The 3,644-nt window shown below is 73.9% G+C and carries 4 protein-coding genes and 1 pseudogene; all 5 read right to left on the bottom strand.

Annotated features, from left to right (window positions below; genetic code table 11):
• A pseudogene (locus tag HG542_RS34620) lies at window positions 1-301 on the bottom strand (hypothetical protein); the annotation flags it as partial.
• Between the two features lie 86 nt (window positions 302-387).
• A complete protein-coding gene (locus HG542_RS34005; protein ID WP_171088278.1) occupies window positions 388-1,737 on the bottom strand; it encodes an HD-GYP domain-containing protein in 1,350 nt (449 codons plus the stop codon).
• Window positions 1,738-1,950: 213 nt separating this feature from the next.
• A complete protein-coding gene (gene rsrA / locus HG542_RS34000; protein WP_171088276.1) occupies window positions 1,951-2,286 on the bottom strand; it encodes a mycothiol system anti-sigma-R factor in 336 nt (111 codons plus the stop codon).
• A complete protein-coding gene (locus tag HG542_RS33995) occupies window positions 2,283-2,972 on the bottom strand; it encodes a sigma-70 family RNA polymerase sigma factor (protein ID WP_190076230.1) in 690 nt (229 codons plus the stop codon). The genes rsrA and HG542_RS33995 overlap by 4 nt, the downstream gene beginning before the upstream one ends.
• 295 nt (window positions 2,973-3,267) lie before the next feature.
• Window positions 3,268-3,644: alpha/beta hydrolase family protein (locus HG542_RS33990; protein WP_368857193.1), on the bottom strand; the 377-nt coding region annotated here is incomplete at its 5' end.

The raw sequence follows: 3,644 nt of genomic DNA, 5'->3' as shown, positions 1-3,644 counted from the left end.
GCCGGGAGGCGGGGGGCGGCGCCTCGCAGGGCCCGTGGTCCGGCTCGGGGGACGGCTCCGGGGCCGGGGCGTCCTCGGGGGCCCGGCGGGGGCGCCCCACCGCGGGGGGCGGGGCGGGCACCCCGCAGAGGCGGGGGTCGCCGTCGGTACCCGGCGTGACGTGACCGTCCGGCTCGGCCTCGGGACACTCGGGACCCCGGTCGGCCACCGCGGCGGCGGACCGGGGACGGGCACCCGCCGTCGGCACCCGTTCGCCCCCGGCAAGCGCATCCGCCGGGGCGGCCGGCCCGTCGGGCGCCATGGCTCCTGCCCCGGCGCGCGGGCGTGCCCCGCGCGCCGTGCGTCCCGGCTCACCCGGCGGCGGGGCCGCCCCCGGTGTTCGGGCCGTCACCCGGGGCCCCCGGGGTGGCGGGCCGGACCGGCGACGGAGGGGCGGTCGGGGCGGTTGGGGTGTTCGGGATGATCCGGGTGATCAGAAGGGACGTTTCGGCTGACCTGAGCGGCGAGTTCCGGCGGCGGTGGTGCCGGGTGCCAGCGGTGGTGGGTCAGGGCCCGGGAGAGCGCCTCGACCATGCGGGGGTCGAACTGGGTCCCGGCGCAGCGGTCCAGCTCCTCCAGGGCCGCGGGGACCGGCCGTGCGCGCCGGTAGCTGCGTGTCGAGGTCATCGCGTCGAAGGCGTCGGCGACCGCCACCACCCTTGCGAACTCGGGGATTTGACGTCCTGTCAGACCATAGGGGTAACCGCTGCCGTCCAGGCGCTCGTGGTGGTGGAGGATCGCCGCCCGCGCCTCGTCGAGGAAGCCGATGCCGCGGACCATCTCGTGCCCGTACTCGGGGTGCAGCTCGATCACCCGCCGCTCCTCCGGCGTGAGCGGCCCGTCCTTGCGCAACACCCTGGTGGGGACGCCGAGTTTGCCCACGTCGTGCAGGATGCCCGCGAAGCGCAGCGCCTCCAGGCGCTCCCCGCTCATGCCCAGTTCGCGGGCAATCAGCACGGACGCGCGGCCCACGCGCTCGCTGTGGCCGCGCGTGTAGCGGTCCTTGAGGTCGACGGCCTGCACCAGGGCCCGCACCGTGGCCTGGTGGGCGGCCCGTTCACGGCGGCAACGGTCCAGTACCCAGGAGGAGATGGAGAGCGGCAGCAGCACCAGCAGCGCCGCCACCGGACCGTAGACGCTGTGCCACAGGACGGCCATCATCAGGCCCGCCGGGCCGTGGACCAGCGGAGGCACCAGAGCGCCGGGCAGCCGGCCCCGCCACGCCGAACGCGGCGGCCGGCCCTCCGCGGTGACCAGAGCACCGCCGTCGAGGGCGGCCATGACCAGGGCGAAAACGATGCCCGCCGCCAAAGCGGGCAGCAGCGCGTACGGAAAGCCCCGTCCACCGGGCACGCAGGAGAAGACCTCCGCGGCCAGGCCCCCCGCCAGCACGTACTGCCCCGCATGCCACAGCCGCCGCACCCACACCGGCCGCAACTCGCCTCGCCCGGCGAGCGCACCGGGCACGGCGACCAGCCCCGCGGCGGCGGGCGGCAGCAGGAAGGCCCCGGCGAGCAGCACGGGAAGGACGGGCGCACAGCGCGGCACCCGCTCGCACACCGCGCACACGGCGGCGAGGAGCAGCACGGCACCCCAGGGGATGCCGGCTCCCGGGCGCACGGCGGGCAGGGCGCACACCGCGGCGGCCAGCACCACGCAGGCGATGTAGCCGCGCGCGGCCGCTGGAAGTGCCCCCATGGCGCGCCCCTCCCCGTACCGTCCCGGACATGACGTCAGGTTGGGGAGGATAGGCTTCCGGCGGGCCGGGCAAACGGGATCCGGGTATTGGACCGTCCGTTCGGGTGACGTTCCCCGGTGCGGTGGTTTGGATCACCCCGGAACCTGTCCGGAGCCCCTCCGGGCGCACCCGCCCCGGCGCCCGCCCCGCGGCCGCCGGCCGCGGACGGCCGGCTACCGGTCCTGGGCGACGCTGCGCGCCTGGGCCTCGGCCGCCTTGGCCTCGGCCACCACGTCCTGCTCGGGCACCGCCTGGCCGGCCCGGATCATGTCGATCCGGCCCATCACCTTCGACCGCAGGTCGGCGGGCACGTCGTCATGGCCGCAGCAGCGCTTGACGAGCTTCTTCACCGCCTGCTCCAGGCCGTACTTCTCCAGGCAGGGCGAGCATTCGTCGATATGCACCTCGAACTCGGCGCACTTGCCCTCGGGCATCTCGTGGTCGAGGAACTCGTAGAGATGGTCGAGGACTTCAGAGCAGTCCGTCTCGTGCGGGTCTCCGCAGCTCATGAGTCCGAGCCTTTCCGATTGTGCGACTCGTCGGAACCGTTCGGCACGTTGCCGGCCCCCGCGGGGACCAGACCGCGCTCACGGGCGTAGTCCTCCAGCAGTCCGCGCAGCTGACGGCGGCCGCGGTGCAGCCGGGACATCACCGTGCCGATGGGCGTACCCATGATGTCCGCGATCTCCTTGTAGGCAAAGCCCTCGACGTCCGCGAGGTAGACCGCTATGCGGAATTCCTCGGGAATGGCCTGGAGGGCCTCCTTGACGTCGGAGTCGGGAAGGTGGTCGAGCGCCTGGGACTCGGCGGAGCGCAGCCCGGTCGACATGTGCGACTCGGCACGCGCCAGCTGCCAGTCCTCGATCTCCTCGGACGCGCTGCGCAGCGGCTCGCGCTGCTTCTTGCGGTACGAGTTGATGAAGGTGTTGGTCAGAATGCGGTAGAGCCACGCCTTGAGATTCGTCCCGTCACGGAACTGGTGGAAGGACGCGTAGGCCTTGGCGTACGTCTCCTGCACCAGGTCCTCGGCGTCCGCGGGATTACGCGTCATGCGCAGTGCGGCCGAATACATCTGGTCCAGGAAAGTGAGCGCATCACGCTCGAAACGGGCACTGCGCTCGGCGGCGCTCTCCGTGCCCGCACCCTCGGTGCGCTCCACGGGCTCCCCCGCGTCGGTACCGGCGACCGGACCCACCTCCTCCAGCAGCGCTGCGGGACCGGAAAGGGACCCGCTCGTTTCGGAGAATAGACGACGATCCGGTCCGCCCGCCGCTCCGGCCGCCGTCGGCAGGCCCGCGCTCATGACCGCCCATCCGAGGTCGGCCGTCTGCGGGCGGGACGGGCATGCGATCGAACCCATGCGGGGAGCTCCCATTCCATACGTCGTGCCGGTGCGTTGCTTTGCTACGTCGGGTTAACAGCCGCGCCGCGCGGCGCATTCCCGCTTCACCGGGGCCTCGTCGGTGACTTCACCCGGGTCCTCACCGGAGTCACCCGAGCCGGAGACCCGCGAGCCATTCCGCCACCGCACCGGTGATCACCGCGAGGGCGTCCTCCTGGGTGATGTCCGCCTTCTTCGGCACCGCGAAGCCGTGGTCCCCGAAAGGCACCGCGACCGGCGCGCTGCCGGACGGGAATTCCTCGGGGCGGCCGAACGGGTCACGCGCGCCCTGCACGACGAGCACGGGCAGGCCCGTCCCCGTCAGTTCGTCCGCACGGGACTTCTCCGGCTTGCCCGGCGGGTGCAGCGGAAAGCTCAGTGCGAGGACGGCCGCGGCGCCGAGCTCCCGCGCCGTGCGGCAGGCGACGCGCGCCCCCGCGCTGCGGCCGCCCGCCACCACCGGCAGGCCGGGGGCGGCGAGCGCGG

It is taken from the genome of Streptomyces morookaense (genome assembly GCF_013030945.1).
Classification (GTDB): domain Bacteria; phylum Actinomycetota; class Actinomycetes; order Streptomycetales; family Streptomycetaceae; genus Streptomyces; species Streptomyces morookaensis.
Note: the sequence above shows the minus strand (reverse complement) of the source record. Positions and strands in the feature narration are given on the sequence as shown.